This is a genomic window from Mesorhizobium sp. M1328 (assembly GCF_040318075.1).
Classification (GTDB): Bacteria; Pseudomonadota; Alphaproteobacteria; order Rhizobiales; family Rhizobiaceae; genus Mesorhizobium.
On record NZ_JAMYLO010000002.1, the window covers coordinates 394,843 to 421,106 of the forward strand.

Consider the following 26,264-nt stretch of genomic DNA (forward strand, 5'->3'; position numbering starts at 1 on the left):
CTTCGCCAACGTTCGACCGAACAACATCAAAGGGAGGAATTGATGACTGACAAAACGACCCGCGGCCGGCCATTGGCCAGCCTGAACCGCCGTCGGCTGATCCAGGCCGGCGCTACTTTCGCCGCCGGCCTCACAGGCTTCCCGTTCATCAACAGGATGGCCGTGCGCGCTCAGGAAGCGCCGCTGAAATTCTGGCAATTCTATGCGCCTGGTGGAGACGTGAAGCCGCAGGTCCAGTGGTTCGAGAAGCTGGTGGCCGACTGGAACGACGCCCACGACCAGAAGGTCGAGCTCGAGTATGTCGTCAACAGCGAATACATCTCCGGTTCCAAGCTGGCAACGGCCTTCGCGTCGGGCGAGGGCCCCGACATCTTCCTCATCAGCCCCGGCGATTTCCTGCGTTATTACAATGGCGGCGTATTGGCCGACCTGACGCCGCATATCGAGGATGCCGCCAAAGCCGATTTCCCGGAAAGCGTCATCGCCAACCGCATGGTGGACGGCAAGATCTACGGTGTGCCGATGGAGGTCGAGCCGATGGCCTTCTACTATTCGGTCAAAGCGTTCGAGGATGCAAAACTCAACGAGAACGACGTGCCGAAGACCTGGGACGAGCTGTTGGCGGTCGCCAAAAAGCTGACGACGCCCAGCCGCTACGGCGTGCTGTTCGAAACGACGCCCGGCTATTACCAGAACTTCACCTGGTATCCGTTCCTGTGGCAGGGCGGCGGCGAGTTCCAGGATAAGAACGGCAAGAGCGCCTTCGATTCGCCGGCCACCGTCCAGGCGCTGAAACTCTGGCAGGATGCCATCAACGCCGGCGTGGCGCCGCGTCAAGTGGTCGGCGGCGGCTTCGACATAGTCGCCAATCTCGGGGCAGGGCTGTGCGCCATGCAGAACTGCGGCATCTGGGGCATTTCGGCGATGGACAACAACGCCAAGGACGTGCCCTACGGCATCTTCAAATTGCCGACACCGGCCAATGGCAAATACGTCACCGTCGGCGGTGGGTGGGCCTTTGTCGCCAATGCCGGAGGCAAGAACCCGGATGCTTCCGCCCAGTTCTGCGCCTGGGCGCTGGCCTCGATGGATCAGGCCTCGATCGACCGGGTCGTCAACTGGTGCACGGTCGCCAAGAGCGACATGCCGCCGCGCAACAGCGCGCTGAAGGCCGGCGCCGATGTCTTCAGCACCGGCAAGTTCGGCACATTCGCCAAAGAGATCCACCCGGGAACGCGCGCCGAACCGCGGGTTCCGCCTGAGGCCTACAAGATCATCTCCGATGCCATCCAGTCGGCACAGCTTGGCGGCGTCGATGCCCAGCAGGCGGCGACGACGGCCAGTCAGCAACTCGATGCGTTCCTCGCCTCCTATTCCGGCGCGCCGATCCTTTAGGCGCTTTCCAACATGCATGTGGACCAGATGGAACCGCCAGCCGCGAGCACCAAATCCGCTCGCGGCCTTACCGCCAAGCAAAGGGAACTCTGCGCCGCATGGCTGTTCGTCCTGCCCGATGCGCTCGGCCTGCTGGTGTTCGTCGGCGTGCCGATGCTGCTTTCGCTCGCCGTCGGGTTCTTCGAAGTCAACGGCTTCGGCGGCTATAGATTCGTCGGGCTCGGCAATTATCGGCGCATGTGGAGCGATCCGCTGTTCTGGTCATCCGTGAAGGTGACCGTGGCCTATGCCGTCATGCTTGTGCCGGCGCTCTACGCCGCCGGGCTGGGGCTGGCGCTTCTGGTACAGAAGACCAACCGCTTCAACGCGGTCATGCGCTCGATGTTCTTTGCGCCACAGATGGTCAGCCTCGTCGTGGTGGCCCTCGTGTGGCAGCTCATGCTGGTCGAAAAGGTCGGCATCGTCAGCCGGCTGGCGCCGCTCGTCGGCCTCGGCGGAATTTCGCTGCTCGGCGATCCAAATCTGGCGCTGTTCACGCTGGTCGTGGTCAGCGTCTGGTTCCTGATGGGCTTCTACATGCTGATCTTCCTCGGCGGGCTCCAGGACATCCCGGCAGAGTACTACGAAGCCGCAAAGATCGACGGCGCCGGGCCGGTGACAAGCTTCTGGTACATTACCTTGCCCTTGCTCAAGCCGACCAGCTTCTTCGTCCTCCTGGTCTCGCTGGTCGCGGCTGTCGCCGGCGGCCAGGTCTTCGACCTGATCTATGTGATGACCAAGGGCGGGCCGGTCAATTCGACCTCGGTGCTGATCATCTACATCTACAAGCAAGCGTTCCAGTTCGGCGCCTTCGGCTATGCATCGGCAATGGCATCGCTGCTGGTGCTGGCGCTGATGCTGGTCACGGTCTTCTTCTTCCTGCTGACGCGTGGCGGACGTTTCGAGCATGACTGACAGCCGAACTCCTTCCGCGCGTTCGCAGATACAAGCGGCGAGGCTTGCCTGGATGCTGGCGACCGCGGCGCTTGGCCTGATGACGGTGTTCCCGCTGGTCTGGATGCTGGTCATCTCGCTCAAGCCGGCGAGCGACGTCTTCACGCCGAGCCTCATTCCGGAACGGCCGACGCTCGGCAATTTCCTCTACGTGCTGACCGAGGTGCCGTTCCTGCGCTATCTCTTCAATTCGTTCTTCGTGTCGGCGACGGTAACGGTCGCTGCGCTGTTCTTTCATTCGATGGCCGGCTATTCGCTCGCACGGCTGCATTTTCCGGGCCGCGACATCCTGTTCCTCGCCATGTTCTCGACCTTCCTGGTGTCGCTGCCGGTAATCATCGTGCCGCTGTTCATTTTGACGCGGACGCTGCACATGCTGGACAGCTATGCCGGGCTGATCATTCCGGCGATCTTCAACGCGTTCGGCATCTTTCTGCTCAGGCAATACTACCTGTCGCTGCCGAGGGAGTTGGAAGAAGCGGCGATCATGGATGGCGCTGGCTACTGGCGCATCTATTGGAGCATCATCCTGCCGCTCAGTCGGCCGATTCTGTCGGCGTTGGCGATCCTGTTTTTCCTCGCCAACTGGAACGCTTTCCTGTGGCCGTTGACGATCACATCGGACCTCAACCTCTGGGTGGTGCAGGTAGCCATTGCAAACTTCAAGAGCCAGTACGCCGCCGCCTGGAATTACGTCATGGCCGCCTCGACCATCGTCGCCGTGCCGATGCTGGTCCTCTTCGTGATCTTCCAGCGCCAGATCATGGAATCCATCAAGACAAGCGGCCTGAAATAACCGCTGAAGCAAGAGGAGAAACACATGGATAATGCCGGCCTGTCGCCGCTTCGCGGGCTCGCCAAATTGCGCGACGCCAAAACCCGCCGGTTCTCAAGCTACGACCGCACCGGCGGCAATGACGACCGGCTGCATATTGAACCTGGCCAGACGGTGGTGATTGCCGAGCATAATGGTGCCGGCATCGTCACGCATATCTGGGCGACGCTCGCATGCAAGAGCGAGGACTTCCTGCGCAAGATCGTATTGCGCGCGTATTGGGATAGTGAGCAACATCCGAGCATAGAAACGCCGATCGGCGATTTCTTCGGCATGGGCCAAGCCCGCACCCGCAATTTTGCCAGCCTGCCGGTCCAGGCAAGCCCAGAGGACGGCAAGGCCTTCAACTGCTATTTTCCGATGCCGTTTGCCAGCCATATGCGGTTCACCGTAACCAATGAAGCCGATGACGACCTGCTTTTCTATTATTATGTCGATCTCGAACTGCACGAAAAACTGGAGGAAGGCCTGGGCCGCTTCCACGCCCAGTACAGGCAGCAACGACCTGATGGCATCGACGAAGCGGGGCTGGCCAACGAGCAGTTCCTATTTGGCGGCGAAAATATCGACGGGAACGGCAACTACACCATCCTCGAGGCGGAAGGTCACGGCCACTATGTCGGCGTGCTCTATTCCGTCTATTCGCGCCGCCGCTCCGCCCTGTGGGACTGGTACGGCGAGGGCGACGACATGATCTTCGTCGACGGCGAGCCGGGCATTTCCGTGCCGGATACGGTGCGTAAGCCCGATCCGCGTATCGGACTGAAGGCCGGACTGATCGGAGATCGTGGCGAGACCAGCCCCGGCGCCAATGATGCCTGGCCGCCGACCCTGCACGGCACCGGCACCGAGGATTATTTCAATACGGCATGGTGCCCGACACAAGATTACAGCGCGCCCTATCACGGCATCATCGCTGCCGGCGGGCCGAACTGGACCGAGCCGGTTACGCTCTATCGCTGGCACATAGAAGACCCGGTCATCTTCCACAAACGCATCCGGGTGACCATAGAGCACGGTCACGCCAATCGCCGCTCGGACGACATCTCGTCGGTCGCCTTTTGGTATCAGGCCGAACCGCACAAGCCGTTCGAAGCGCTTGCCGATGTCGAGGACCGCATCCCCACCTTTCGCGCGCCTTATCATAATTGGAAGGCTGCCTTCGACGAGAAGAGGCGTTAGGCCGGCGTGCGTTCGAATTGAGCCGTGCATCCCGCGCTATCTGCGTCGGGGCATCACCCTGCCGTAGCGCGCCGCCTCAGCTGCGAGGTGGAAGTTGCTGGACAGACCAGGTGTTGCCGTCGGGATCCTCAAAGAAGACAAATCTGCCCCAGGGAAAATCCTTGATATCGCTGACCTCGATACCTTGAGCGGCCAGGTACCGGTGTGCCTCATCGATATCGGGCACGACCAGTTGCAGGCCCTTTATGGATCCCGGGGGGCTGTCGACGAGGCCCTTGCCCATGGCAATCGAACAGGCCGAACCGGGCGGCGTCAATTGCACGAAACGTATCTCGTCACTTACGGTGTGGTCGTGATCGAGATGAAAGCCGACCTTGCCAACATAAAAGGCGATTGCTCTATCGACGTCCGATACGGGGACCGGGACTAGTTCCAGCTTCCAATCCATGACAGCCCTTTCGCAGCTTGATTGCCAAGTGGTGCCGAACACCGTGGGCGACATCCCGCCATCTCCCCAATGCCATTGTCGGCGCGGGCCGCTCAGTCAGTCAAGAGATATCCGGGTTCGGTCGGAGACTTCAAGGCCGGGTCGGCCAAAGCTCCCCACGCCAGGCGATTTTCACAGGACCACGAAACAATTGTCTCCGGTCGCCGTTTTGCCCGCAGAACCTTTCGAGGAGGCGACGATGAGCGCAACCGGCTTGGACGTTTTTGACAAAACGCTGCAAATAACAAACATCTGGCTTGACGAGGTCATGGCAGATCTTGGTCCGGATCGACACATCGCCTGGCATGCATTGGGCGCCGTTCTGCGAACCCTTCGTGACAGGCTACAGATCGGACTGGCGGCCAAATTGGGAGCGGAACTGCCGCTGCTCGTGCGCGGCGCCTACTATGATCGCTATCGGCCCGCCGACATGCCCGACAAGACACGCTCGCTCGAGGAGTTCCTGCAACACACCGCCGATGAATTGAAATCGACCCGTCCTGTCGATCCAGAGGATGCGGCCCGCTCGGTGCTGCGTGTGCTTGCACGGCATATCGACCTTGGCCAGTCGGCAAAGGTGCGGGATGCGCTGCCAAAGGAAATCCAGGTCCTCTGGCCTGAAAGCATGGGGGTCAAATAGCGGCTAAAGTCAGAGGTTAGTGGAGTGCACCGGACCGGACTGCGCCACGCTCAAGGGCGAAGTTCTCAGCCGGTATGGACGGTCGCGGCTTAACCTGGAAAGATTGTGAAAACGCCATCGACGCGGATTACCTGTCCGTTGATGAAGGCGCGCGCGGACCGGCGAGGAAGGCCAACGCTTCGGCGATCTCTTCAGGCTCCGCATACCGGTTCAGACCGACGGTGTCCAGGTCGTCACGAACGCCGCACGATGTGTTCGACAAGGCGGGGCGCCTCCTCGGCGACTGCCAATATTGTGCCTGACTTGCGTGTGGAGGCGAAGTCCAACCCGGCGAAGTAAATGCCTGGCAGGGCGGCCACGCCATCCTCGTGTTCAGGCTGTCCTTCCGGGTCGAGCAGACCGGAAAGCCTCACCCAACTGAAATCACCCTTGAAGCCGGTGCACCACACCACGGTCGTGATGCCGGACCCGGCGAGATCAAGCGAAACGATAGCCGGGTCCGGCCGATGCGCGGTGACGGTATCCGCTGGATCCGGCTCCGACACGGGAGCATCGATTCCAGAGCGGCTGATGTATTCGTCGATATAGCGTTTAACGTTTGCGGAGGCTTCATCCGCAAAACGAATATGCTCTTCGAGATCGTCGGCGAATGACAGACGGCCGTCGTCCTCGACGCCCGCGAGTCGCCCTAGCAGCACGATGCCTCGGGCGCCGAGCGCTTGCAGGCTTATCGTGTGTTCCACCCCAAGCAGACCACGAGGTGGAATGCGCCCCGCAAGTCGAATGATCTCGTCTCGACGCACGTCGAGAAACCCGCTTTCGACGAGCCAGATCATGATGTCGCGACCTCGGTAGCGCCGCGAGAGCCGCCCGACGCGGCTGGTGGCAAGGAAGACCGTTCGGCCTGCTTCTGCCAGTTCCTCCGCGATCTGGACACCAGACTGGCCGCTTCCGACCACCAGCACCGCTCCAGCCGGGAGATCGGCGGCGCTGCGGTAATCAGAAGCATCGATTTGGCGCAGGCCCGGCGGCAAGGCAGCGGCGAAAACTGGCCGCACCGGACAATTCAAGTGACCGCTTGCGATCACCACGTTGCGTGCCAAAACTGTGCCGCGCGAGGTGGTCAACCGATAGACGCCATTCCCGTGCCCACCGGATAGCTCGGTCACAACAGTGTCCGGTTCGACCGGTAGTTCATTTCGCCTGGCGAAATCCTCAAGCAGGGCGACGAACTGGTCGCGCGTCAGGGCACCGAACGGATCTGAACCGTCATAGAAGTCGCCTGGCATGACGGTCTGAACGTTGGGGGTATTCATCCGGAAAGAATCCCACGCTGGGTGCGCCAGGTCTCTCCGATGCGGCCTCGCTCCAATACGGCATGGCGCAAGCCTTGCGGTGCCAGCGAATAGCTGACGCCCAGGCCGGCCCAACCGGCCCCGACCACCACCGCATCAACGATGTTGGCGTCATCCGTCATTTGCCGCGGATCCGGGTGCTAGCGCCGGAGCAGCGCTTCGAGGCGGCACCAACGCCATCAGCGTAACGCCTTGGCCGGCGAACAACCGCCAAACAGCACCCGATGCTGCCTGAACCCATCCCCGCGATCTGCATGGTTTCGCCCCCGACGCGAGGGCACGATAACAGCTTTATCGGGTCACGGCACAACCAAATACTCATCCGAAACCGGCAACGGTCGCAGCTTAACCTGGAAAGAGTGTGAAGCCGCCGTCGACGCGGATTACCTGTCCGTTGATGAAGCGCGCGCGCGGACCGGCGAGGAAGGCCACCGCTTCGGCGATCTCTTCAGGCTCCGCATACCGGTTCAGCGATTTCTTGCTCGAATCCATGCGCTGCGGATCGACCACGCGGCTCGCCTGGAACCGTGCCGTCTTGGTGGCGCCAGGGCTCACCGCATTGACGCGTACGCCATCGTCGATCAGTTCCTTGGCGAGGCAGCGCGTATAATGGACGACAGCTGCCTTGAGCGTCGAGTAGACCACTTCGGGCGAGCATCCGATATGCGCTGCCGCCGAGGCGATGTTGATCACCGAGCCCGAGCCGCGCTTGACCATAGGCGGAACGAACGCCTGGCAGACCAACATCGTGCCGATAAGGTTGTTCTCGGTTAGAACCTTGATGTCTTCGTAGTCGATGTCGAGCGCGTTGTTGGGACTGGGCTTTACGCCCTTGGCGCCGATGTCGCCGCCGGCGCAGTTGACCAGTACGTGCACGTCGCCGAGATCCGCCTCGATCTTCCTCCTCATTTCGGCGACGGCCTGCTTGTCGCCGATGTTGCCGGTGACCGCGGTGATGCGCGTCCCATGCTTCTCCAAGCCCCTGGCAGAGTCGCCGAGGTCCGCGAATTCGCCATATTGAGATGGCCGGGTCCAATCGAGGTCGTGGACCGCGACGTTTGCGCCAAGTTCGGCCAAGCGGTCGGCCATCACGCGGCCGAGGCCGCGTCCCGAGCCGGTCACGAAGGCGGTCAGGCCGCTGAGTTCTCGGGCAGTCATGCTGATTTCTCCTTTGCAATGAAATCGAACTTCATCATGTTGGCGGCGCTGCGCCGGATCATGTCGAGCTCGTACGAAACGAGCGCACCGTCATCATCGCGCTCCCATGGCGTGCGGTAGTCGGCGTCGTCCGCAAGGCGGTTCAGGCGCGCAGCACTCAGGCAGGCCGCGAATTCGCGGGCGGTCTTCGGCGCATATCCGTTCCACCAGTCGTCGGTGAGACAGCGAACGTGACGGGCCTCCAGCGCGCCGGGCTCAAGCACCGCCGTCAGCGTGTCGTGGTGCTCGCCAAGGATGGCTGCCAGTTCGGCGAATGGCACGGCGCCGTCGCCGATCGCGCAGCGGACCAGGCGGTAGCCCTCATCCGTGAACTGGACGCGATAATCCTTGAGGTGAACGTGGCGGACATGGGGCGCGATCCGGCGCGTGAAGGCAAGCGGCGCCTCGCCGACAGGAAAGGTGTTGCCGGTGTCGTAGGTGATGCCGACACCCGGCCCGCCGAGTTCGCAGAACGCAACCAGTTCGTCGCTGCCGAAGTCCTGATGGTTCTCGATGCCGAGCACGCGGCCCTCCGCCGCCGCACGCGGCCCCCATTCCGTCAAGGCAGCGCGAATCGTTGCGTTGAATTCGCTCCATTTCCGGCCCCACGCATTGCGGTCGCCGCACAGGACGGGCGTCAGTGCGATACGGATCGTTGTTGCCTCGAGCAGGCGCGCAGCCCGAAAGGCGTTGTCCAGTGGACCTGCCACGAGCAGTCCGCCGCTCACCACCGGGACGATGTCCAGCGCGGCAAGACGCCTGCGCAGCGCGACGATTTCGGCGTCCGTTAGTTCGGTCAACCAGGGTTCGTAGATCTCGAGCGTGCGTGCGCCCAGTTCCTGCGCCAGTGCTATGAAGCCTTCCAGCCCCGCGCCGTCCGGATTGTGCCGCGGCGTGCCGCGGCCCTGCAGTCCGAGATGGTAGGTCAGTCCGTAGGGGTTGAGGCCGAGACGAAGCATCAGCTTGGCGGTTCCAATGGAGAGCGGAGAGGCGTCACTAGCGCAGACCGGCATCGACGGTTATGGACTGTTTGGTGATCATGCGGCTGTCGTCGGCCGCAAGGAAGAGCACTGTCCGTGCAATCTCCTCGCCCAGCAGGACGCGGCGGATCAGTTGCCGCTGCACCGTCTGGTCGACTGCCTCCTGCGTCTTGAACCACAGCTCGCGCTGCCGCTCGGTCATGACGGCGCCGGGTTCGACTGCATTGACGCGGATGTTGTCCGGTCCGAACGACCGCGCCAACGCACGCGTCAGCGCCACCACAGCCCCCTTTGCGGTGGCATAGGCCACCATCTGGTCCGCTCCGAACCGCCAGGCGATGGAAGAGAAATTTATGATCGAGCCGAAGCCGAGTTCCTTCATATGCGGATGCACTGCCTGGGCGGCGAAGAAGTGATGCCGGAGATTGACGTCGAAGCTGCGGTCCCAATATTCCGCCGTTACCGCGTCTATGGGATGGCGCTGATCATTGGCAGCGTTATTCACCAGGACCGCGACCGGACCAAGCCGCGCGCGCACGCCTTCTACCGACGCCTTTAGCGCATCGACGTCGGTTACATCGCAATGGAGGTACAAGGGAGCCTGCCCGGCGGCACCACCGAGCTCGCGCACCAACGCCTCCGCTGGCTCATCCTGCACATCGAGAAAGGCTACCCGGGCGCTATTCGAGGCGAAGGCGCGGACCATATCGGCGCCGATGCCGGAGGCGCCGCCGGAGATCAGCACGACCCGATCGGTCAAGCTCGGATAAGTCGCGAATTGTACGGACATCGATTACAGAAGCGCCTTGGTTGTTGGATCGAACAGGCAGGCGCGCGACATATCGATGCCCAGCATTATCGTCTCGCCCATGACCGGAGCGTCGTCCGGCTCGAAACGGCCGGTGATCTCCAGGTCACCAAGCCTGAGCACGGCAAGCGTCTCGGCCCCGGTCGGCTCGACCAGTTCGACCGGCGCCTGCATGGACGCCACAGCCGGTTTGCGCGACTTCAGGTCGGTCGTGAAACGGTAGATGTGTTCCGGCCGGATACCGAGCACGACGTCCTTTGGCGCACCGGCGGGCATCGGTGCGGCAAGGGCGAGGCTGGCGTCGCTGCCGTCAGCGGCGCGTACCGAGATGCTGGTCGAGCCCGTAAGCCGGGCGGGAATGAAATTCATCGCCGGCGATCCCATGAAACCGGCAACGAACATGTTGGTCGGCCGGTCGTAAATCCGCTTCGGGGTGTCGAACTGCTGTACCGAGCCCTGGTTCATCACTGCAATGCGGGATGCAAGCGTCATCGCCTCGACCTGATCGTGGGTGACATACACCGTGGTCTTGCCGACGCGATGGTGAAGCTTCTTGATTTCGGTACGCATGTCGACGCGCAGCTTGGCGTCGAGGTTGGACAGGGGCTCGTCGAACAAAAACAGCTTCGGGTCGCGGACGAGGGCACGCCCCATCGCCACGCGCTGCCGCTGGCCGCCCGAGAGCTGGCCGGGCTTGCGTTTAAGCAGCTGTTCGATCTGCAGGAGTGCGGCAACCCGCTGGACAGCTTCCGCTTGCACCGCTTTTGGCACGCCTCGGCTTTCCATGCCGAAGGTGATGTTCTGGCGCACGGTCATCGTGGGATAGAGGGCGTATGACTGAAACACCATCGCAATGTCGCGGTCCTTGGGTTGCACCGAGTTCACCAGCCGGTCGCCGATCCAAATCTCTCCCGACGTGACGGTTTCGAGACCGGCAATCATGGCGAGCAAGGTTGACTTGCCGCAGCCTGACGGGCCGACAAGGGCGACGAATTCTCCGGTCTTAGCCTCGAGATCGATGCCGGCAAGAATCTCGAGCGAGCCGTAGCTCTTGTGAAGGTTGCGGATCGTCAACGCGGACATGGGCGACGCCTCATTTGATGGCGCCCTGGGTGAGGCCGCGCACGAAGTATTTTCCACCGAACAGGTAGATCAGCAGCGGTGGCAACGCGCCGATCAGCACTGCTGCGCTCATCACATCGTAAGCACGTGCGGTCGTGCCGCCGGCCGTGAGTGCTACCAACGCCGCCGTGATCGGCTGCTGCTGGCCTGATGTGAAGACGACGCCGAACAAATACTCGTTCCAGATGCCGGTGAACTGCCAGATGACGGTGACGATCAGAATGGGCGGCGACAGGGGCAGGATGATCTTGCGGAAGATCCGCCAGAAGCCGGCGCCGTCGATGCGTGCCGCCTTGATCAGGTCGTCCGGTATGCTGACGTAGAAATTGCGGCAGAACAGGGTGGTGAACGAGATGCCCTGGACGACGTGGATCAACACCAGCCCATATGTGGAATTGGTCAGGCCGAGCTTGCCGAGCAGGAACGCCCACGGCATCAGCGAAATCTGGCCGGGCATGAATACGCCGAGCAGCATCAGATTGAAGATCAGTTCGGAACCCCTGAAGCGCCATTTGGAGAGGATGTAGCCGTTCATGGCGCCGAGAATGGTCGAGATGATCGTGGCGGGGATCGTCATCGCCAGCGAGTTGAAGAAATTGCGCTTCATGCCCTCGCAGGTGCCGCTGACACAGTAGGATCCCCAGGCCTGCGCCCACGCATCGAACCGGAAGCTGCGCGGTACGGAGATGAGGCCGTTGCGGGCAATCTCCGACTGCTCACGCAATGAGTTGAAGATCACCACCAGCAACGGCACGAGATAGACGATCGCGAAAAGCGTCAGCACGGCATAGACAAGGAAGCGGCTCCAGAAATGCCGGCGCGTGGCAGCGGCTTCTTCCGGATCAAAACGGGCATTGGGGGCAATTTCAGCCATTGCGGCCCTCCGCCCGCCGGCGCCAGACAATCCACAAGGAGTACGGCACCAGCACCACCGCTACCGCTGCGAGCATCATCATCGCCGCGGCGGCACCCTCGCCGATTTGGCCGCGCTGGAACATCAGGTCGTAGACATAGATGGCGGGGAAGGTGGTGGACACACCTGGCCCGCCCCGCGTCAACGCCGCCACCAGGTCGAAGGTCTTGATGGCGAATTGTATCTGAATGACCGCCACCGCCAGGAATATCGGAGCGATGGTTGGCAGGATGACCCTGCGATAGGTCCGGAAAACCGACGCGCCGTCGATTTGCGCGGCTTTGACGAGATCCGGATCGACGGACCGTAGACCAGCCAGGAAAAGTGCCATTGCGAAGCCGGACGACTGCCAGATACCGGTTATGATCACCGCATAGATCGCGGTGTTGCGGTTGGCCGTCAGGGCGAAGCTGAAGTCGGTCCAGCCAAGCCCTCGAACGAAGGCCTGGATACCGTCGACAGGATTATACAGCCAACTCCACACCGTGCCGGTGACGATGAAGGACACCGCCAACGGATAGAGGAAGATGGTGCGCCAAACCGCCTCGCCGCGGACGCGCTGGTCGATCGCGATGGCGAGCAGCAGGCCAACCGCCATCGAGCCAACGATATAGAAGCCGCTGAACAGGAAGAGATTCGTATAGGCGATGTTCCAGCGCCGGTTTGCCCAGAGCGAAGCGTAATTGTCCAGGCCGACGAACCCATAGGTCGGCAACAGCGACGAATTGGACAGCGAGATGTAGAGCGTCCAGAGCGTGAAGACGAAAACATAGATGAAACTCGCCGCTATCGACGGCGCCAGCACCAGAATGGGCACCATCGTGCCCAGGCGCTCGCGCCACGGACGGGCCGCGGCAGCTGCAGCTGGTACTATCAGATCATGGGTGGACATCGGGCTGCTCCGGCGAGGTCTGGCCGGGCGCTTCGCCCCCGGCCATCATCGGCAGCGTCACTTCTGCGCTTGGGCCGCATCCGCCATCGCATTGGCCGCGTCCTGCGCACTCATATCCGGCGTGGCCACAAACTCGGTAATTGTATCCATGATTGCGCCGCGGACCTTTTGCGGCACCGTCATGTTGTGCGCCATCGAACGCACGAGCGTGCCGGCGGCGATCGAGGCTTGCAGATCCTTTTGCGAGAGTTGCTGGCAGGGATTGAAGCCGTTCGAAAGATCGACGTCGAGACGGGCCGGTATCGAGCCTTTGGTCTGATTGAAAATGGTCTGGAACTCGGGCGACAAGATAGTGCTCGCAAGCAGCTTTTGGCCCTCGATATAGTCCGGGTCCTTCTGCTTGAAGAACACGACCGAGTCTGAATTCAAGATGAAGCCAGGCTTGCCCCAATCGGTCGGCGCCTGGGCGCAGATATAGTCGGTGCCCTCCTTGAAGCCGCCGGCCGTCAGCAGGCCGAGCGTCCAGTCGCCCATGATGTGGAAAGCGGCCTCGCCACGGCCGACCAGGTGCGACATGGTATCCCAGTCACGCCCGTTCATGCCGGGATCCATGTACTTCGAAGTCATGGTGCGGAACTGCTCGAAGGCCTTGACCATGCCGTCGCTGCGCATGGCATCGACGTCGCCCTCAACGAAAGCTTTCCTGTAGAGATCGAGGTCCTGACCGTACACGACCACTTCGAAGACGGTCGAGTCGGTCCAGTCGGCGGTCGAGTGCGAAATGCAAATCTTGCCGCTGGCCACGATCTTGTCGCAGGCGGCGTTGAATTCCGCCCATGTCTTTGGCATCTCGGTGACGCCCGCGTCCTTCATGACCTTCGGGGATGCCCACAGCCAGTTGATGCGGTGGATGTTCATCGGCGCCGCCACCCAATTCCCGGTCGGCTTCATCACCGGCAGCAATTCGGGAGCGACGACCTTCTCCCAATTTTCCGCCTTCGCCAGGTCATCGAGATTGGCTGTCATGCCCGTCTCGTTCCATTCGGCGATTTCGGGGCCCTTGAGCTGCACAGCGGGAGGAGCGTTGCCGGCGATCACATCGGCACGCAGTTTGGCCAATGTATTGGCCGTATGGCCTGCGATGGAGGTCTGCTGCCAGGTGCCGCCCTTGGCGGTAAACATCTCGCCGAGCTTGGCGATAGCCTGGGCGTCCGATCCGGTGGCCCATTGATGCAAGAGGTTGGTCTTGGGCTCCGCGAGCGCTGTTCCGGTAGCCAAGGTGAAGGCGGTAGCGGCCGCAAAGGCCGTCCTCAGATATTTCATCGTTTCACTCCCATATGTGATGCACGGTTCGTATCGACCGCTTGTGGCCCGCGATTTGAGGTCGTGGCCGGTGAGATGCAGTAATCTCCGTTCTTTCCAAGATGACATATTTGAGCTATCAGTCAACGTGCTTTGTGCTCATCATGAACAAACCTTCGCTTAGAAATTGGCTAATCGACAGGCCGTCCGCGTCGCCGGAGAGCCTGATCGTCCGATGCCTGCGTGAGCGCGGCGTGCTTTCTGCGTCGCAAATTACCCGCATTACCGGTTTGGCGCGGTCGACGGTTTCAACCGCGCTCAATGGCTTGAGAAAGTCGGGGATGGTGATCGAATCCTCGGCCCATCATGACGCGGCCAGGGGTATTGGCAGGCCTGCCGCGACATTGACGCTCAATCCTGCTGCGGGCACCTGCGTCGGCATCCATCTGGGCCTCGACGAGATGCGCTGCGTCGTCGCCGATGTCTCGCATTCTTTCATTGCCGAACAAACTATCCCCATGGGTCTGGACTACCAGCCACAGCAGGCGGCCCAGCTCGCCAAGTCAGTAATTGCCCGATGCTACGAAGAGAACGGTCTGCCGATGGCGGGGCTCCTGGGGGTTGGGGTCTCCGTCTCGGGCCCAGTCAGCCGCGAAGGAGTGGTGCTGCGCGCGAGTATCGTTCCGACCTGGGCCGGGGTCAACATCCGCGATGTGTTCGGGCCGGTCCTCGAACAGCCGATCTTCGCCGACAATGAGAGCAACTGCTCGGCCATTGCGGAGTTGATGTGGGGTGCGGCCGTCGGCCAGGACGACTTCGTGCTGTTCAAGGTCGATCTGGGCGTCGGCGGGGCCATTGTGCAGCACGGCCGGCTGGTGAGCGGCATCGCCGGCGGCGCCGGCGAATTCGGGCACATCAGCATCGATCCCGGCGGCGACCTTTGCCGGTGCGGCAATCGCGGATGCCTGGAGCTCTATGCCAGCTTTGCCCGGCCGCTCGAGCAGATTTCGCGCATCGTGCGACGGCCGGTCACGATGGACGATGTGATCATGATGGCCGAGCAGGGCGACGTGAGGGCGCTGCGGATGATCGAGGACACCGCCGAGTTCGCCGGCCGTGGCCTTGGCTTGATCGGTTCGGTGCTCAATCCGCCGCTCATCATCATCGGCGGCCGCATGGCCTTGGCGGGCGACATTCTCCTGGCGCCACTGATCGCGTCATACGAACGCCACACGCTCATCAAGTCCCGCGATGTGGCGCCCGCGCTGCGCACACGGATAATCGTTGGCAAGCACACGGAGAACGATGCATTGCTCGGCGCGGTCGGCCTCGTGCTGCGCCACAACAGCCGACTTCAGTGACCCGGCTTCGCTTCGGGTGGTGCTCTGATTTTACGAGCTGCTGACCGAAGCGGCGGTGCTGATGTTGCCTACGCGACACGCACCGTGCGCTGCCTCGGCTTGATCGCGGTGGCGAGCAGCAGGCCGGCGACGATGAAGGCGGCGCCGGCGAGATCGTAGTCGTGCAAGCTTTCGCCAAGGAACAGATAAGCGAGCACGGCGACGAAGGCAGTCTGCAGATAGAGCAGCATGCTGGCCCGCCCGGCGCCAAGCGCCTCGACGCTACGGTTGTAGAGATAGTACATCAGAGCGCCGCCCGGGCCGGCAACATAGGCGAGAGCCAGAAGGCCGTTCGCATGCAGCGCCGAACGATCCCCGGAAAATAGTTCCCAGAGATAAAGCGGCAGTGCGGCCAGCGCGCCGGCTCCCAGCAGCAGGACCACCATCGGCAGAAGCTCGATAGCGAATTTCGCGCGACGCAGCAGCACAGTGTAGAGGCCCCAGCAAAAGGCGCTGCCGACGATCCACAATTCGCCGGGATTGAATTGTAGCTGCATCAGCGCGGCAAGGTCGCCGCGCGCCACGATCACCACCATCCCGACCAGAGCGAGCAGCGCTCCAAACGCCTTCCAGACACCGAGGGGCTCGCCAAGCACGAAGCGGGCAAGCACCATGGTCATGATCGGCGACAGCGCCATGATGATGCCGGCGGTTGTCGCGTTGGTGTAGTTGAGGCCCGTGTAGATCATGCCCTGACACAAGGTCAGCCCGATGGCGCCGATGACCAGCACCTCGATCACCCGGGATTGGATCAGCACGAGCATTGCCCCGTGATGACGATGGACGATAGGCAGCAGGATCGCGCAGGCGAGCGCCAGCCGCCAAAAGCAGAGCGCCCAAGGCGGCATCTCGGGGGCAACCCACTTGGCGGCAATATAGACGCCGGCCGACAGGAGCCAGCAGAGCGTCGCGAGGGAATAGGCGAGCGGAAGTGAAGCGTCGGGTGTCGCCTTCGCTACACTTGGATGTGCTATAGGCAGCGATTGGATATCCGTCTCCTCCCACCGCAGATTTTAGCAGATCTGCAGCGTCTTGCTAAGCAGCAGCAACAGCTGTTTCACCAGCTAGTGCAATTGGTGGGTCATTGGGGGTCCCGCCGTTCATGGTCTCGTTCCATTCGAACGCATGTTGGCCCATGAGCAACTCGATACCGAAAAGCGCAAGCCGTATCGATTTCGTGCGATACGAATCTGAGATTCATATCGCGCGACAGATATTCGCGCGGTTGCCACAATCTTCTCGCGCCATATTTCTGCCGAGAGCAGATCTGTCGCGAATTCCTGGCCCTCGGATCACTAGCGCCGCTGTTTTTTTCGAAGCAATTGGAAGAATAAGCCACTGACTTCCGTTTGCACAAAGAGCGCGACACAAATCCATGCGGAGGACGTCCGATGCATGCCGGCTTCCGAGGAAGCGTACTCGTAGCGGTGTTGGGCGCCGTCATGGCAAGCTGCGCTGGCATTCCGGCGCAAAAAACCGGGGCAATAACCGGCTATGGCCCCAACCCCACCTTACCGAAACCAAGACCGACGCTGATCCCGACTGTTAACATAGCCGAGGCGAAAGGCTGGCAGAAAGGAGGTATGCCGACCCCGGCGAAGGGGCTGACAGTGAACGCCTTCGCCACCGGTCTCGACCATCCGCGCTGGCTGCATGTGCTTCCGAACGGCGACGTGCTGGTTGCTGAAACCAATGCCCCTGCCAAGCATGACGAAGGCTTCAGTCTTAGAAAGGTGTTCATGGACCTGGCTATGAAGCGGGCTGGCGCCGCGACCAAAAGCGCCAACCGCATCACGCTCCTGCGCGACACCGATGGCGACGGCATTGCGGATGTGCGCACGACGTTCGCGGAAGGCCTCAATTCGCCCTTCGGCATGACGCTGTCCAAAGGCAAGCTCTTTGTCGCGAATACCGACGCGCTCGTCGCTTTCCCCTACTCCACTGGCCAGACCCGAGTCAGCACGTCGCCGGAAAAGATCATCGACTTGCCGGCCGGGGACCTCAACCATCATTGGACCAAGGACGTGATAGCAACTCCGGATGGACGCAAGCTCTATGTCACCGTTGGTTCCAACAGCAACGTTGGAGAAAATGGCATAGCCGCGGAGAAGAACCGCGCCGCTGTCCTTGAAGTGGATCGGTCGACCCGCCGCACTCGGGTCTTCGCCTCGGGCCTGCGCAACCCGAACGGGCTCTCCTGGAATCCTGGAACTGGCGAGCTTTGGGTCGCCGTGAACGAGCGTGACGAGATCGGCGACGACCTTGTGCCGGATTACATGACCTCGGTTCGTGACGGTGCTTTCTACGGCTGGCCCTACAGCTACTACGGACAGAACGTCGACGAACGCGCCAAGCCGCAGCGCCCCGATCTCGTGGCGACAGCGATCAAGCCCGATTACGCCCTGGGCTCTCATACCGCCTCGCTGGGACTGACCTTCTCCAAAGGCGCCCGGCTCGGTCCGGCCTATGGCAACGGCGCCTTCGTCGGCCAGCACGGATCGTGGAATAGAAGCGTGCACAGCGGCTACAAGGTGATCTTCGTGCCGTTCCATGGTGGCCAACCGAGCGGTTCTCCGAAAGATGTGCTCACTGGCTTCATCGGGCGTAATGGCGAGGCGATGGGCCGTCCGGTCGGCGTTGCTATCGATCAGACTGGCGCACTGCTCGTCGCCGATGACGTCGGTAACGTCATCTGGCGGGTCCGCCGGGCGAATGGCCGTTGAGCGCAGGTGCCTTTCTGATTCCGACCTCAGCCTTCGGCTACAGCGCCACGCCCGATATGGCTGCATTCGGCTACGGTTTCGATGCATATGCCAGGCGACGACATCGCGCCTGCCGCATGTCGGTCGCTACGGCGAGTTCTATTTTGCGCATGGCTATTCGGGCAAGGGGGTGATCCTGTCGACGCTGTCGGGCACGCTGCCCGCTGAGGCGATCACCGGTGATGCTTCGCGGCTCGATCTGTTTTCGACCCTAAGCCACTACGCGACGAACGGTCCGCAGGCAATGTGGCCGCGTGTCGGTCCTTGCCCTGCTCCCGAAGCCTGGACCCCGATAGACCGGCCTGCTGTTTCCTCAGCTAATAGATCGATATGATTGCAGGATTAACCGTTTCATAGCCCAGGCGCGGCTCCGATTTGTCTTTCGAAATTGCGCTGGAGACAGTTCCGGTTGAACTGCAATCCACCTTTGTTTCCCTGTTTTTCTTGATCGTGCTGCCCGACAGGTCGGCGCAGGCCGACGTTACTTCTGTACTGACCACCTTCTCTTTCTCGTGCGCAACGGCGGCGGTGGATACGGCAATCACAATTGCCCCACAAATAATCGTCAATCTCATTGATTTCCCCCTTAGGGCACCGCAAACGTGTGGTCGACTGCTTTGAGACGCCGGCGAAGACGGTACTCGCGCCTGGCCGGCCCATGCGGCTTTCGACGGCACAAGATTGTAACTACATTAGCTGCAGCGCAAGTAACCATTTCGGACTAGGGAACGGGGTTCACCCTTCGACGGAAAGCGGCTGAGCTGCCGGCGAAAAAGCAGGCGTTTTAACCGTTTCCGCCGCCGGGCACCTTCTTGAGAGCGATGTAGTCGATCGCGACTGAATGCGGCTTTGCAGGAGGTGGCAGAACAGAGCGACCGCTCTGCTTCGAGCACTACGCTGGACGGCGCGAGGTCTCGCTGTCCCTGGTCGCCGAGGCTGCGCTCGCGTCTTTGCTGCCGGCTGATGCCGAAGAGCGAAAGCAAGCGGCGGTTACTCGCCGCCTCGACCGGATCAATCGACGCGTGCAGCGTGTCGAACGTGACGTCGGAATTGCCATTGAGACGCTTCGCATTGTTCGTCCGCTCTTGGCTCAACTCGACTCCAGCCTTGCCGGAATCTGCACAAGCCGAGGCGCGCGAAGGGTTTGCGGCGCCACGATTTGCTCGTTATTTCGATTACTTATCTGAATTTTGGTAGCGGGAGAGCGCTATATCGCAACACCCACTATCGACGACGCCTTCTTCTGCTATCGACGGCATGCGGCATAGCAGCAACCCACGAGTCTGGGGTCCCAAAGGCGATGATCGGAAAAATGCAGTGTTGTTCTTGATGGGTCTCGGCCGGAAAGAGCCGGGGAAATAGTACTGGGCTGTCTTATTGTAATTGTCCAAGTATCGATAAGAGGTAATTATCGATAGTGAAGAATGCTGCGGAGATAATCCGCTGTGACGGAACTAAATGGCGAGATAGCTTCCGCTACGCGAATCGGCTACAAAAGAATCAATGGCTTACGACTTCACCACTCTGCCGCTGAACACCCTGCTGGGGCCGCTCGCACGCGCCGAAGACCTTGTGGCCCGCCTCGATGAGCGCGTGTACAAAAGCCCTGTCCGCGACGGTTTTTTGCAACGCCAGCATTTTGCCGACGCGGCCGCGGCGCTCTGGCTGGAAGGCGAACTCGTCCACATGGAAGACCTCGTCCTGCACGACGCAAATATGGACATCCGCATCCCGAGCCACGAGCTCACCCGGGCGCATGCCGTGCTGCGCACCCGCCGCCGCATTCTTTTGCACCCACCCGACTGGGCGCTTTCTCGCGTAGGCATTTTGGCGTTGCGCGGCCGCGAAGGCAGGGCGGCGGCGACCGGTCTAGCGCGGGGCAGGTTGGCTCCCGTCCCGATTCAGGGACGGCGGCCGGTGGGGCGGATTACGACGTCGACGAAAGCCTTGCCGAAGACACCGGCCAGGAGGACGCTCTTGCCGAAGAGCTGGCGGAGATCGACGCCGTGTTGGCCCGCTCCGGCCGACTGCTGGCCAGCGAAAAAATCGCGCCGCGCGCCGCGGACAGCCCGGAGGTCCAGACGGAAGGGCAAGGGGCAAACGCGCGGGAGGCCTTGCCGGACGGTCTCGGGCCGCTGATCCGCGATCTCGACTGGAACGAGGACCAGCGGCTGGTCGACTGGCTCGCCGTCGTTGAGCGGCTGCGCGGCGACAACATCCCGGCCGTGCTGGCCGCGGCGATTGCCTGGGAGGCGTGGCAAGACATCGAACCACTGCAGCACCAGCACGGGCTTGGCAATCTGCTGGTGGCCGCGCTGCTCAGGGAGCGCGGCAAGGTTAGTTCGCATCTTTTTGCTCTTAATTTGGGGCTGCGCCTGATTGCCAGGGAACGGCGCAAAGGTCGCCGACCGGGTGATCTTCATGGACGCTGGGCAGATCGTCGAGGAGGGCATGCCCGACGCGTTTTTCGGCAACCCGCGCCATGATCGAACGAAGTTGTTCCTCAGCCAGATACTGAAGCATTAGACTTCCAGAAAAAGGCTGCTTTTTCACGTCGCTTTCGGAAAGCGGACAGTCTGCTTCCGGCCCCAACCGAGACCTCCAATGCCACGCTGCTGATCGCTGTTTCCTTGGGGCGCGAAACTGGCGTCCAGGGTCGGGTAGCAAAGCCGCCTTCGGGTTCGATGTGCACGCTTTGTGCTTCGAAAGTCGCATAAGATTGCAGTCTGGAACTGGCCTCTCGCGAGGGCCATCGACCGATCGCATCAGGTCGTATCTAAAGGCCGTAAGAAAAACCGGCAGTTTGCCCAATCCTTGCTGCGACTGCGTGCCCCGTTGTGCGGCAGCAGGAGTAGGTGAAGCTGGAGGGCAGCGCCGCGGACTCAACGAGCGCTACTGTTATGACGGCAGGAACGAAGAAGCAGTCCTCATGGACCGATGCATGCTATGCATTGCTTCGATCACGCCCAGCACGTGGGGACATGGGCGAACTCCGGCGAAGAGTTTGACAGCGGAGATCAGCGCAAGATGTCCGACAGGCTCTCGGGCTTCTTCTCGCCAAGCGACAGATCAAGGCCCGACAGAAGGTCGATGAGATGACTTTGCATCAGGTCGGACGCGTTCTTTGCGTCGTGCTTTTCGATGGAATCAACGAGGGCGTGATGGGCGTGGCTTTCGCAGGTGGTGTCGCGGCGGCGCCAGTAGAGCGCGATGATCAGCGACGACCGCGACAACAGGTCCTTGACGAAGCCGGTCAGGATCGAATGGCCGGCGATTTCAGCGATGCCGACATGGAATTTTGCCGACAGCATTATGGCGTCGCTGTCGCGGCCGGCATGCAGGGCCTCGTGCTCTTTTTCGAGATGAAGCCGCAGTTGCGCGATCTCGGCCGGCTTTGCCACTTCGGCGGCAAGCGCCGCGACCTTGGGCTCGATCAGCGCCCGCGCTTCGAACACCTCGCGCGCTTCCTGCTTGGTCGGCTGAGCGACGAACGCGCCGCGGTTCGGCTCGAGCCGAGCCAAGCGGTCATGCGACAGCGCCTGCAGCGCCGCGCGTATCACCGCGCGGCTCACCGAATAGATCGAGGCGAGCTCGTCCTCGGGCAGCTTTGTGCCCGGTGCGAGGCGATGGCTGACGATGGCGTCGCGCAGGCCGGCATAGACCGGAAACCAGCGCATCGTCGGCTTGTCGCCATCCCGTGTCTTTGGTCCAAGCAGGTCCATCGTCTCATTGTCCCGGCGGCCGGATCGCATAGCGGCGCGAACACCGCGTTTCCGGCCGGACATCGAACATCCTGTGTGGGAGTGTCAACAATTTTGCACGCATCAGGATACACGGCCGGAGGGCGAAAAGGGCGCAAAGATTCCGGCGAAGGATTTTTCGAGTGGAACCTGGTAGCCGCCGCGCTTCGAGGTCGACAAGCCAAGGCTGACGAGGCTCTCGCAGAGTTGTACGGCGCAGGCGACGCCGTCGAGCACAGGAAGGCCATGTTCGCGGCTGAGCGCGGCGGCGAGGTCGGCCATGCCGGCGCATCCCAGCACAATCGCTTCGGCCCGGTCGTCGCGGATGGCGCGCTCGATCTCCTCCGAAATTCGATGGCGGGCGTTGGAGCCGGGCACTTCGAGCTCTAGAACGGGAACGTCGCTTGCCCGCACCCTGGCGCAGCGGCTGGCGAGGCCGTAGCGCACCAGATTGTGCTCGATCGCCGGCACCGAACGCGACAGCGTGGTCACCACGCTGAACTTGCCGGCAATTAGGCTCGCCATGTGAAACGCCGCTTCGCCGATGCCGACCACCGGCATCTCGCCGACGCAGCGTACTGCGTCGAGGCCGGTGTCGTCGAAGCAGGCGATAACGCAGGCGCTCGCCGCCGGATGTCTCTGGATCTCGCCGATCATTCCCGGGATGGCGAAGACCTCGTCGAAATAGCCTTCGACGCTCGGCGGCCCGTCCTTCGGATTGACGGCGATGATCCTGGTGCCGGCCGAAGCCGCGCCGCGCGCCGCCTCGCCGATCTTTTCGGTCATGGACGCAGTGGTGTTGGGATTGACGACGAGTATGTCCATTTGCGCTTTCATATTTCCCCGCCGAGATAGAGTTTCTTGACCCGGTCGTCGCCAAGCAGCTCAGCCGAATGTCCGGCCAGCGCGATCTTTCCGGTCGTCAGTGCGTAGGCGCGCTGCGAGATGCGCAGCGCCATGCGCGAATTCTGCTCGACCAAGAGAACGCTGACCTTTTCGTCGCGATTGATCGCCACGATGGAGCGGGCGATGTCCTGGACGAGCTTCGGCGCGACGCCGAGCGAGGGTTCATCGAGCAGCAGAAGCTTCGGTTTGGCCATCAGCGCCCGCCCGATCACCAGCATCTGCTGTTCGCCGCCGCTCATCGTGCCCGCCGTCTGGGAATAGCGTTCCTTCAGGCGCGGAAAGCGCGTGAGCACCATGTCCAGCGTCCTGGCGATTTCGGCCTTGTCGGTGCGGGTGAAGGCGCCCATCATCAGATTGTCGCGCACCGTCATGTAGGAAAAGACGCGCCGACCCTCCGGCACCATGGCGATGCCCATCCTGACCAGCTCGTCCGGGCGCGTTCCGTCGATGCGGTGGCCCCGGAAATGAATCTCGCCGCTGCGAACTTTCTTCAGGCCGGTGATGGCGCGCAGGATCGAGGATTTGCCCGCGCCGTTCGCGCCGATCAGCGCGACGGTCTCGCCCTCGTTGACGTTGAGCGACACGCCCTTCAGTGCATAGACATGGTCGTAGTAGAGTTCGACGTCGGAGACTTTCAGCAGTTCGCTCATGGCTAAAATCCGATCGCCTCATCTTCGGCGCCGAGATAGGCCTCGATGACCTTTTCGTTCTCCTGGATTCCCTTCGGCGTTCCCTCGGCGATTTTCACACCGAAGTTCAGGACGACGATGCGGTCGGAAATGTTCATGACGGCGGGCATATCGTGCTCGACCAGCAGGACAGTCACGCCGCGCTTCCGCACGTCGCGCACCATCTCCACCGCGCGTACGGTTTCGTCATGGTTCATGCCGGCGAAGGGCTCGTCGAGCAGAATCACGGTCGGGTTGGTAGCGAGCCCGATGGCAATCCCGAGCGCGCGCAGATGGCCGTGCGGCAGCGTGCTGGCGATCTCATGCCGTTGCGCGCCGAGATCGAGGAAGTCGATGATCTCGTCGGCCGAGCGGCCGAATTCATCCTCGTCGCGCCGTGCGGTGTTCGTGCCGAGATAGAAGCCGGCAAGGCTGGCGTTGGAACGCAAGTGATGCGCGATGATGACATTGTCGCGCACCGTCATGCCCTTGAAGATCGTCGTCTCCTGGAACGTGCGCACCACGCCCTTCCGGGCGACGATATGCGGCGCTAGGCCTGAAATCCGCTCTCCCCGGAATAGCACTTCGCCCGAGGTCGGATTGAGGAAAGAGGAAATCAACTTGAACAGCGTCGACTTGCCGGCGCCGTTGGGGCCGATGACGGAGAGGATTTCGCGTTCGCGGACCGCGAAGGAAACATTGTTGACCGCGACCAGCCCGCCGAAGCGTTTGGTCACGGCCTTGATCTGGAGAAGCTCAGTCATGGTCCTAGCCCTGCTTCTTGCCGAACAGCCTGAGGCTGAGCAGGCCGTTGGGAAGGAACAGCATCAGCGCGATCAGCACCGAAGAGAAGATCAGCAACTGGAACTCGCCGGTCTCGAACAGGAAATCCCAGCCGAAATAGAGCACGAAGGTGCCGATCATCGGCCCGAAGACGTGGCCGAGCCCGCCGAGGAAGCAGTTCAGCATGAAGTTCACCGAGTCGGTGACGGTGAAGCTCGACGGATAGATCGACTGCGAGATGGCGACGAACATCGCACCGCCGAGACCGCCGAGGAATGAGGAGAAGGCGTAGGCGATAACGCGCAGATAGGCGATGTTGACGCCGATCGAGGAGGCCAGTTCCTCGTTCTGCTGCAACGACTGGCAGAGTTTGCCAATGCGCGAATGGACTAGGCGGTAGAGCGCCGCAAAGCACAGCACCATCAGCACAACCGACACCAGATAGAAGGCGGGACGCGGATTGGCGAGCGTCGCGAAATCTGGAAGGATGGTCAGCCCGAAGATCGAGATGCCGCCGGGGAGCGGAATGCTGACCATGCCCTTGGCTCCGTTGGTGATCGGCAGCGCCAGCGCGAGCAGCCGCGCCACTTCGGTCAAAACCAGCGTGACCATGGCGAAATAGACGCCGCGAAGCCTGAGGATGGGCAGTCCGATCAGCACGCTTGCAGCGGCGCAGAATAGCCCAGCCAGCGGCAGTGTCAGCCAGAACGACACACCGTACTGGACGACAAGAATGGCCGAAACATAGCCGCCCATAAGCGCGAAGGCCCCTTGGCCGATATTGATGCGGCCGATGTAGAAAGTCACCCACACCCCGGCGCTGGCGATGCTGAGCAGCGCGACCGAGGTCAGCGTGTAGTAGAGGTCGAGCCGACCGGTCGCCTCGATCAGCCAGGGCACGCCGACGAGTACGACCAGCAGGAAGACAGCGACGGCGAGGATGTTGCGTGTACGCTTCATGTCCATCATCCCCACGGCTTGCCCATGAGCCCGTTCGGGCGGATGCTCAGGAACACCATCAGCGCGGCGAAGATGACGAGATAAGTGACGTCGCCATATTGGCGTAGGACCGTCAGGCCGACCGATTCCATCATGCCGAGGATGAAGCCGCCGGCGATCGCTCCGCTGACCACGCCGGCCCCGCCGATCATCACCATCAAGAACGCCTTGATCGAGATCGGCCCGCCGATGCCCGAATTGACGCCGGTGATGGCGACCAGCAGCCCCCCGACTATGCCGGCAAGCATGGCGCCGAGCGCAAAGCCGATCATCGAATAGCGGTCGACCTCGACGCCCATCAGCTGCGCCGCGACCCGGTCCTGCGCCAGCGCCCGCATGGCGCGTCCCGGCTTGCTGTACTGCATGAAAAGCACGAAGGAGGCGATGAACAGTATGGCGAGTGCGCCGACCAGCAGCCGGTCGTTAGGCATTATGAGGCTGTCGGAGACGAAGACGCCTTTGACGATCTTCGGCACGCCGCGCTGCTTTTCGCCGAACAGGAGGAGGATCACGGCGTCGAGGAAGAATGCGACTGCCGCCGCGAGAAGCATCGTACTTTCCTCCCGCACGCTTCGCTTAATCACCGTCCTGAAAAGGAATTTCTCGACAAGCGCTCCAATGACCAGCAGCGTGATCCCGGACGCGACGAGCGCGACGACGAAAGGCATGCCGAGCTGGCCATAGACGGTGTAGGTGACGAAGCCGCCGAGAACGTACATCTGCCCATGGGCAAAGTTAAGCACGTTCATCAGCGCGAAGATCAGGGTCAGACCGAGCGCGATCAAGGCGTATTGCGCGCCAAGATAAAGCCCGTTGGCGATGATTTGTTCCATCAGGATGGTTCCGGCCGTTCAGAGGCTGAAGACGAATGCTCGAGCCTCTGCGGCAATCCGCTTCGGTGCAGT

Annotated in this window: 27 protein-coding genes and 4 pseudogenes; 11 read left to right on the forward strand and 20 right to left on the reverse strand. The window is 61.8% G+C overall.

All coding sequences use genetic code 11. The annotated features are described in order from the left end of the window. The first annotated feature begins 42 nt into the window (after nucleotides 1–42). From NKH23_RS06415 to NKH23_RS06430, 4 genes are read left to right on the forward strand one after another with little or no spacing between them, the layout of a single operon-like run. Nucleotides 43–1,395, forward strand: coding sequence for an ABC transporter substrate-binding protein (locus NKH23_RS06415; protein WP_352912600.1), 1,353 nt, complete (start codon nucleotides 43–45; stop codon nucleotides 1,393–1,395). A gap of 27 nt (nucleotides 1,396–1,422) precedes the next feature. Then, nucleotides 1,423–2,349: a carbohydrate ABC transporter permease gene (locus NKH23_RS06420; protein ID WP_352912599.1), complete on the forward strand. Its 927-nt coding sequence runs from the start codon at nucleotides 1,423–1,425 to the stop codon at nucleotides 2,347–2,349. Next, nucleotides 2,342–3,184 (forward strand): carbohydrate ABC transporter permease, encoded by an 843-nt coding sequence (locus NKH23_RS06425; RefSeq protein ID WP_352912598.1) that lies wholly within the window; start codon nucleotides 2,342–2,344, stop codon nucleotides 3,182–3,184. Before NKH23_RS06420 ends, NKH23_RS06425 begins: the two co-directional genes overlap by 8 nt. A 24-nt stretch (nucleotides 3,185–3,208) precedes the next feature. Then, nucleotides 3,209–4,405: a glycoside hydrolase family 172 protein gene (locus tag NKH23_RS06430; RefSeq protein ID WP_353025134.1), complete on the forward strand. Its 1,197-nt coding sequence runs from the start codon at nucleotides 3,209–3,211 to the stop codon at nucleotides 4,403–4,405. A gap of 76 nt (nucleotides 4,406–4,481) precedes the next feature. On the opposite strand, the gene NKH23_RS06435 is transcribed toward NKH23_RS06430, so the two are convergent. After that, nucleotides 4,482–4,907: a VOC family protein gene (locus NKH23_RS06435; protein WP_352912596.1), complete on the reverse strand. Its 426-nt coding sequence runs from the start codon at nucleotides 4,905–4,907 to the stop codon at nucleotides 4,482–4,484. A gap of 184 nt (nucleotides 4,908–5,091) precedes the next feature. Between NKH23_RS06435 and NKH23_RS06440 the strand changes: the two genes are divergently transcribed. Beyond that, nucleotides 5,092–5,532 (forward strand): DUF2267 domain-containing protein, encoded by a 441-nt coding sequence (locus tag NKH23_RS06440; RefSeq protein WP_353034365.1) that lies wholly within the window; start codon nucleotides 5,092–5,094, stop codon nucleotides 5,530–5,532. Nucleotides 5,533–5,765: 233 nt separating this feature from the next. On the opposite strand, the gene NKH23_RS06445 is transcribed toward NKH23_RS06440, so the two are convergent. From NKH23_RS06445 to NKH23_RS06485, 9 genes are all read right to left on the reverse strand, one after another. Continuing rightward, complete coding sequence (locus NKH23_RS06445; protein ID WP_353034367.1) at nucleotides 5,766–6,848, reverse strand: NAD(P)-binding domain-containing protein; 1,083 nt, start codon at nucleotides 6,846–6,848, stop codon at nucleotides 5,766–5,768. Then, nucleotides 6,845–7,009, reverse strand: coding sequence for an NAD(P)-binding protein (locus tag NKH23_RS06450; RefSeq protein WP_352912593.1), 165 nt, complete (start codon nucleotides 7,007–7,009; stop codon nucleotides 6,845–6,847). Before NKH23_RS06450 ends, NKH23_RS06445 begins: the two co-directional genes overlap by 4 nt. 223 nt (nucleotides 7,010–7,232) lie before the next feature. Continuing rightward, nucleotides 7,233–8,045 (reverse strand): SDR family NAD(P)-dependent oxidoreductase, encoded by an 813-nt coding sequence (locus tag NKH23_RS06455; RefSeq protein WP_352713345.1) that lies wholly within the window; start codon nucleotides 8,043–8,045, stop codon nucleotides 7,233–7,235. Further along, complete coding sequence (locus tag NKH23_RS06460; RefSeq protein ID WP_352466742.1) at nucleotides 8,042–9,043, reverse strand: sugar phosphate isomerase/epimerase family protein; 1,002 nt, start codon at nucleotides 9,041–9,043, stop codon at nucleotides 8,042–8,044. Before NKH23_RS06460 ends, NKH23_RS06455 begins: the two co-directional genes overlap by 4 nt. 37 nt (nucleotides 9,044–9,080) lie before the next feature. Continuing rightward, complete coding sequence (locus tag NKH23_RS06465; RefSeq protein ID WP_352466743.1) at nucleotides 9,081–9,854, reverse strand: SDR family NAD(P)-dependent oxidoreductase; 774 nt, start codon at nucleotides 9,852–9,854, stop codon at nucleotides 9,081–9,083. 3 nt (nucleotides 9,855–9,857) lie between these two features. Next, nucleotides 9,858–10,955 (reverse strand): ABC transporter ATP-binding protein, encoded by a 1,098-nt coding sequence (locus NKH23_RS06470; protein WP_352466744.1) that lies wholly within the window; start codon nucleotides 10,953–10,955, stop codon nucleotides 9,858–9,860. Nucleotides 10,956–10,965: 10 nt separating this feature from the next. Continuing rightward, the gene (locus NKH23_RS06475; protein WP_352912592.1) at nucleotides 10,966–11,868 is read right to left on the reverse strand and encodes a carbohydrate ABC transporter permease; all 903 of its coding nucleotides are present in this window, start codon (nucleotides 11,866–11,868) and stop codon (nucleotides 10,966–10,968) included. Then, the gene (locus tag NKH23_RS06480) at nucleotides 11,861–12,799 is read right to left on the reverse strand and encodes a carbohydrate ABC transporter permease (protein WP_352466746.1); all 939 of its coding nucleotides are present in this window, start codon (nucleotides 12,797–12,799) and stop codon (nucleotides 11,861–11,863) included. Before NKH23_RS06480 ends, NKH23_RS06475 begins: the two co-directional genes overlap by 8 nt. Before the next feature lie 57 nt (nucleotides 12,800–12,856). Then, nucleotides 12,857–14,122 carry an ABC transporter substrate-binding protein gene (locus NKH23_RS06485; protein WP_352466747.1) on the reverse strand — a complete coding sequence of 422 codons (1,266 nt, stop codon included), beginning with the start codon at nucleotides 14,120–14,122 and terminating at the stop codon, nucleotides 12,857–12,859. A 143-nt stretch (nucleotides 14,123–14,265) separates the two neighbouring features. Between NKH23_RS06485 and NKH23_RS06490 the strand changes: the two are divergent. Both NKH23_RS06490 and NKH23_RS06495 read left to right on the forward strand, forming a co-directional pair. Next, nucleotides 14,266–14,439: pseudogene (locus NKH23_RS06490) on the forward strand (ArsR family transcriptional regulator); the annotation flags it as partial. Between the two features lie 3 nt (nucleotides 14,440–14,442). Continuing rightward, nucleotides 14,443–15,462: an ROK family protein gene (locus tag NKH23_RS06495; protein WP_353025139.1), complete on the forward strand. Its 1,020-nt coding sequence runs from the start codon at nucleotides 14,443–14,445 to the stop codon at nucleotides 15,460–15,462. 68 nt (nucleotides 15,463–15,530) lie between these two features. On the opposite strand, the gene NKH23_RS06500 is transcribed toward NKH23_RS06495, so the two are convergent. After that, nucleotides 15,531–16,490 (reverse strand): DMT family transporter, encoded by a 960-nt coding sequence (locus tag NKH23_RS06500; RefSeq protein ID WP_352466839.1) that lies wholly within the window; start codon nucleotides 16,488–16,490, stop codon nucleotides 15,531–15,533. A gap of 402 nt (nucleotides 16,491–16,892) precedes the next feature. Between NKH23_RS06500 and NKH23_RS06505 the strand changes: the two genes are divergently transcribed. Next, nucleotides 16,893–18,224, forward strand: coding sequence for a PQQ-dependent sugar dehydrogenase (locus NKH23_RS06505; RefSeq protein WP_352466749.1), 1,332 nt, complete (start codon nucleotides 16,893–16,895; stop codon nucleotides 18,222–18,224). An 85-nt stretch (nucleotides 18,225–18,309) separates the two neighbouring features. Continuing rightward, nucleotides 18,310–18,597, forward strand: a pseudogene (locus NKH23_RS34540) (hypothetical protein); the annotation flags it as partial. Here the strand turns inward: NKH23_RS34540 and NKH23_RS06515 are convergent. From NKH23_RS06515 to NKH23_RS06525, 3 genes are all read right to left on the reverse strand, one after another. Next, nucleotides 18,581–18,838 (reverse strand): hypothetical protein, encoded by a 258-nt coding sequence (locus tag NKH23_RS06515; RefSeq protein ID WP_352466750.1) that lies wholly within the window; start codon nucleotides 18,836–18,838, stop codon nucleotides 18,581–18,583. The pseudogene NKH23_RS34540 and the gene NKH23_RS06515 overlap by 17 nt on opposite strands. A 117-nt stretch (nucleotides 18,839–18,955) precedes the next feature. Beyond that, nucleotides 18,956–19,357, reverse strand: a complete 402-nt coding sequence (locus tag NKH23_RS34545; protein WP_502912325.1) for a hypothetical protein — start codon at nucleotides 19,355–19,357, stop codon at nucleotides 18,956–18,958. Between the two features lie 406 nt (nucleotides 19,358–19,763). Continuing rightward, the gene (locus NKH23_RS06525; protein WP_352466751.1) at nucleotides 19,764–20,021 is read right to left on the reverse strand and encodes a hypothetical protein; all 258 of its coding nucleotides are present in this window, start codon (nucleotides 20,019–20,021) and stop codon (nucleotides 19,764–19,766) included. A 248-nt stretch (nucleotides 20,022–20,269) separates the two neighbouring features. Between NKH23_RS06525 and NKH23_RS06530 the strand changes: the two are divergent. Then, nucleotides 20,270–20,608: pseudogene (locus NKH23_RS06530) on the forward strand (DUF1612 domain-containing protein); the annotation flags it as partial. Nucleotides 20,609–20,648: 40 nt separating this feature from the next. Then, nucleotides 20,649–20,789: pseudogene (glnQ, locus tag NKH23_RS06535) on the forward strand (glutamine ABC transporter ATP-binding protein GlnQ); the annotation flags it as partial. A gap of 491 nt (nucleotides 20,790–21,280) precedes the next feature. Here glnQ and NKH23_RS06540 read toward each other — a convergent pair. The 6 genes from NKH23_RS06540 to NKH23_RS06565 all read right to left on the reverse strand — a co-directional run bounded on the left by NKH23_RS06540 (nucleotide 21,281) and on the right by NKH23_RS06565 (nucleotide 26,192). After that, nucleotides 21,281–21,985 carry a GntR family transcriptional regulator gene (locus tag NKH23_RS06540; RefSeq protein ID WP_023722328.1) on the reverse strand — a complete coding sequence of 235 codons (705 nt, stop codon included), beginning with the start codon at nucleotides 21,983–21,985 and terminating at the stop codon, nucleotides 21,281–21,283. A gap of 102 nt (nucleotides 21,986–22,087) precedes the next feature. Beyond that, nucleotides 22,088–22,828, reverse strand: coding sequence for an aspartate/glutamate racemase family protein (locus NKH23_RS06545; RefSeq protein WP_023722329.1), 741 nt, complete (start codon nucleotides 22,826–22,828; stop codon nucleotides 22,088–22,090). An 8-nt stretch (nucleotides 22,829–22,836) separates the two neighbouring features. Continuing rightward, entirely contained in the window at nucleotides 22,837–23,559 is a 723-nt protein-coding gene (locus NKH23_RS06550; RefSeq protein ID WP_352466752.1) for an ABC transporter ATP-binding protein, read from the reverse strand. 2 nt (nucleotides 23,560–23,561) lie between these two features. Further along, entirely contained in the window at nucleotides 23,562–24,341 is a 780-nt protein-coding gene (locus NKH23_RS06555) for an ABC transporter ATP-binding protein (protein ID WP_352912590.1), read from the reverse strand. Nucleotides 24,342–24,345: 4 nt separating this feature from the next. Beyond that, entirely contained in the window at nucleotides 24,346–25,320 is a 975-nt protein-coding gene (locus NKH23_RS06560; RefSeq protein ID WP_292659991.1) for a branched-chain amino acid ABC transporter permease, read from the reverse strand. A 5-nt stretch (nucleotides 25,321–25,325) separates the two neighbouring features. Then, complete coding sequence (locus tag NKH23_RS06565; protein WP_352912589.1) at nucleotides 25,326–26,192, reverse strand: branched-chain amino acid ABC transporter permease; 867 nt, start codon at nucleotides 26,190–26,192, stop codon at nucleotides 25,326–25,328. Nucleotides 26,193–26,264: the final 72 nt, after the last annotated feature.

What these genes read in the sequence shown, in the direction of transcription:
- NKH23_RS06550 (WP_352466752.1), bottom strand. Translation starts at nt 23,559, where the DNA reads ATGAGCGAACTGCTGAAAGTCTCCGACGTCGAACTCTACTACGACCAT.
- NKH23_RS06540 (WP_023722328.1), bottom strand. Translation starts at nt 21,985, where the DNA reads ATGGACCTGCTTGGACCAAAGACACGGGATGGCGACAAGCCGACGATG.
- NKH23_RS06515 (WP_352466750.1), bottom strand. Translation starts at nt 18,838, where the DNA reads ATGAGATTGACGATTATTTGTGGGGCAATTGTGATTGCCGTATCCACC.
- NKH23_RS06545 (WP_023722329.1), bottom strand. Translation starts at nt 22,828, where the DNA reads ATGGACATACTCGTCGTCAATCCCAACACCACTGCGTCCATGACCGAA.
- NKH23_RS06435 (WP_352912596.1), bottom strand. Translation starts at nt 4,907, where the DNA reads ATGTCGCCCACGGTGTTCGGCACCACTTGGCAATCAAGCTGCGAAAGG.
- NKH23_RS06565 (WP_352912589.1), bottom strand. Translation starts at nt 26,192, where the DNA reads ATGGAACAAATCATCGCCAACGGGCTTTATCTTGGCGCGCAATACGCC.
- NKH23_RS06495 (WP_353025139.1), top strand. Translation starts at nt 14,443, where the DNA reads ATGGTGATCGAATCCTCGGCCCATCATGACGCGGCCAGGGGTATTGGC.
- NKH23_RS06455 (WP_352713345.1), bottom strand. Translation starts at nt 8,045, where the DNA reads ATGACTGCCCGAGAACTCAGCGGCCTGACCGCCTTCGTGACCGGCTCG.
- NKH23_RS06560 (WP_292659991.1), bottom strand. Translation starts at nt 25,320, where the DNA reads ATGAAGCGTACACGCAACATCCTCGCCGTCGCTGTCTTCCTGCTGGTC.
- NKH23_RS06555 (WP_352912590.1), bottom strand. Translation starts at nt 24,341, where the DNA reads ATGACTGAGCTTCTCCAGATCAAGGCCGTGACCAAACGCTTCGGCGGG.
- NKH23_RS06480 (WP_352466746.1), bottom strand. Translation starts at nt 12,799, where the DNA reads ATGTCCACCCATGATCTGATAGTACCAGCTGCAGCTGCCGCGGCCCGT.
- NKH23_RS06415 (WP_352912600.1), top strand. Translation starts at nt 43, where the DNA reads ATGACTGACAAAACGACCCGCGGCCGGCCATTGGCCAGCCTGAACCGC.
- NKH23_RS06450 (WP_352912593.1), bottom strand. Translation starts at nt 7,009, where the DNA reads ATGACGGATGACGCCAACATCGTTGATGCGGTGGTGGTCGGGGCCGGT.
- NKH23_RS06485 (WP_352466747.1), bottom strand. Translation starts at nt 14,122, where the DNA reads ATGAAATATCTGAGGACGGCCTTTGCGGCCGCTACCGCCTTCACCTTG.
- NKH23_RS06465 (WP_352466743.1), bottom strand. Translation starts at nt 9,854, where the DNA reads ATGTCCGTACAATTCGCGACTTATCCGAGCTTGACCGATCGGGTCGTG.
- NKH23_RS06505 (WP_352466749.1), top strand. Translation starts at nt 16,893, where the DNA reads ATGCATGCCGGCTTCCGAGGAAGCGTACTCGTAGCGGTGTTGGGCGCC.
- NKH23_RS06425 (WP_352912598.1), top strand. Translation starts at nt 2,342, where the DNA reads ATGACTGACAGCCGAACTCCTTCCGCGCGTTCGCAGATACAAGCGGCG.
- NKH23_RS06470 (WP_352466744.1), bottom strand. Translation starts at nt 10,955, where the DNA reads ATGTCCGCGTTGACGATCCGCAACCTTCACAAGAGCTACGGCTCGCTC.
- NKH23_RS06440 (WP_353034365.1), top strand. Translation starts at nt 5,092, where the DNA reads ATGAGCGCAACCGGCTTGGACGTTTTTGACAAAACGCTGCAAATAACA.
- NKH23_RS06420 (WP_352912599.1), top strand. Translation starts at nt 1,423, where the DNA reads ATGGAACCGCCAGCCGCGAGCACCAAATCCGCTCGCGGCCTTACCGCC.
- NKH23_RS06460 (WP_352466742.1), bottom strand. Translation starts at nt 9,043, where the DNA reads ATGCTTCGTCTCGGCCTCAACCCCTACGGACTGACCTACCATCTCGGA.
- NKH23_RS06525 (WP_352466751.1), bottom strand. Translation starts at nt 20,021, where the DNA reads ATGCGCCCGGGTGAGCTCGTGGCTCGGGATGCGGATGTCCATATTTGC.
- NKH23_RS06445 (WP_353034367.1), bottom strand. Translation starts at nt 6,848, where the DNA reads ATGAATACCCCCAACGTTCAGACCGTCATGCCAGGCGACTTCTATGAC.
- NKH23_RS06475 (WP_352912592.1), bottom strand. Translation starts at nt 11,868, where the DNA reads ATGGCTGAAATTGCCCCCAATGCCCGTTTTGATCCGGAAGAAGCCGCT.
- NKH23_RS06430 (WP_353025134.1), top strand. Translation starts at nt 3,209, where the DNA reads ATGGATAATGCCGGCCTGTCGCCGCTTCGCGGGCTCGCCAAATTGCGC.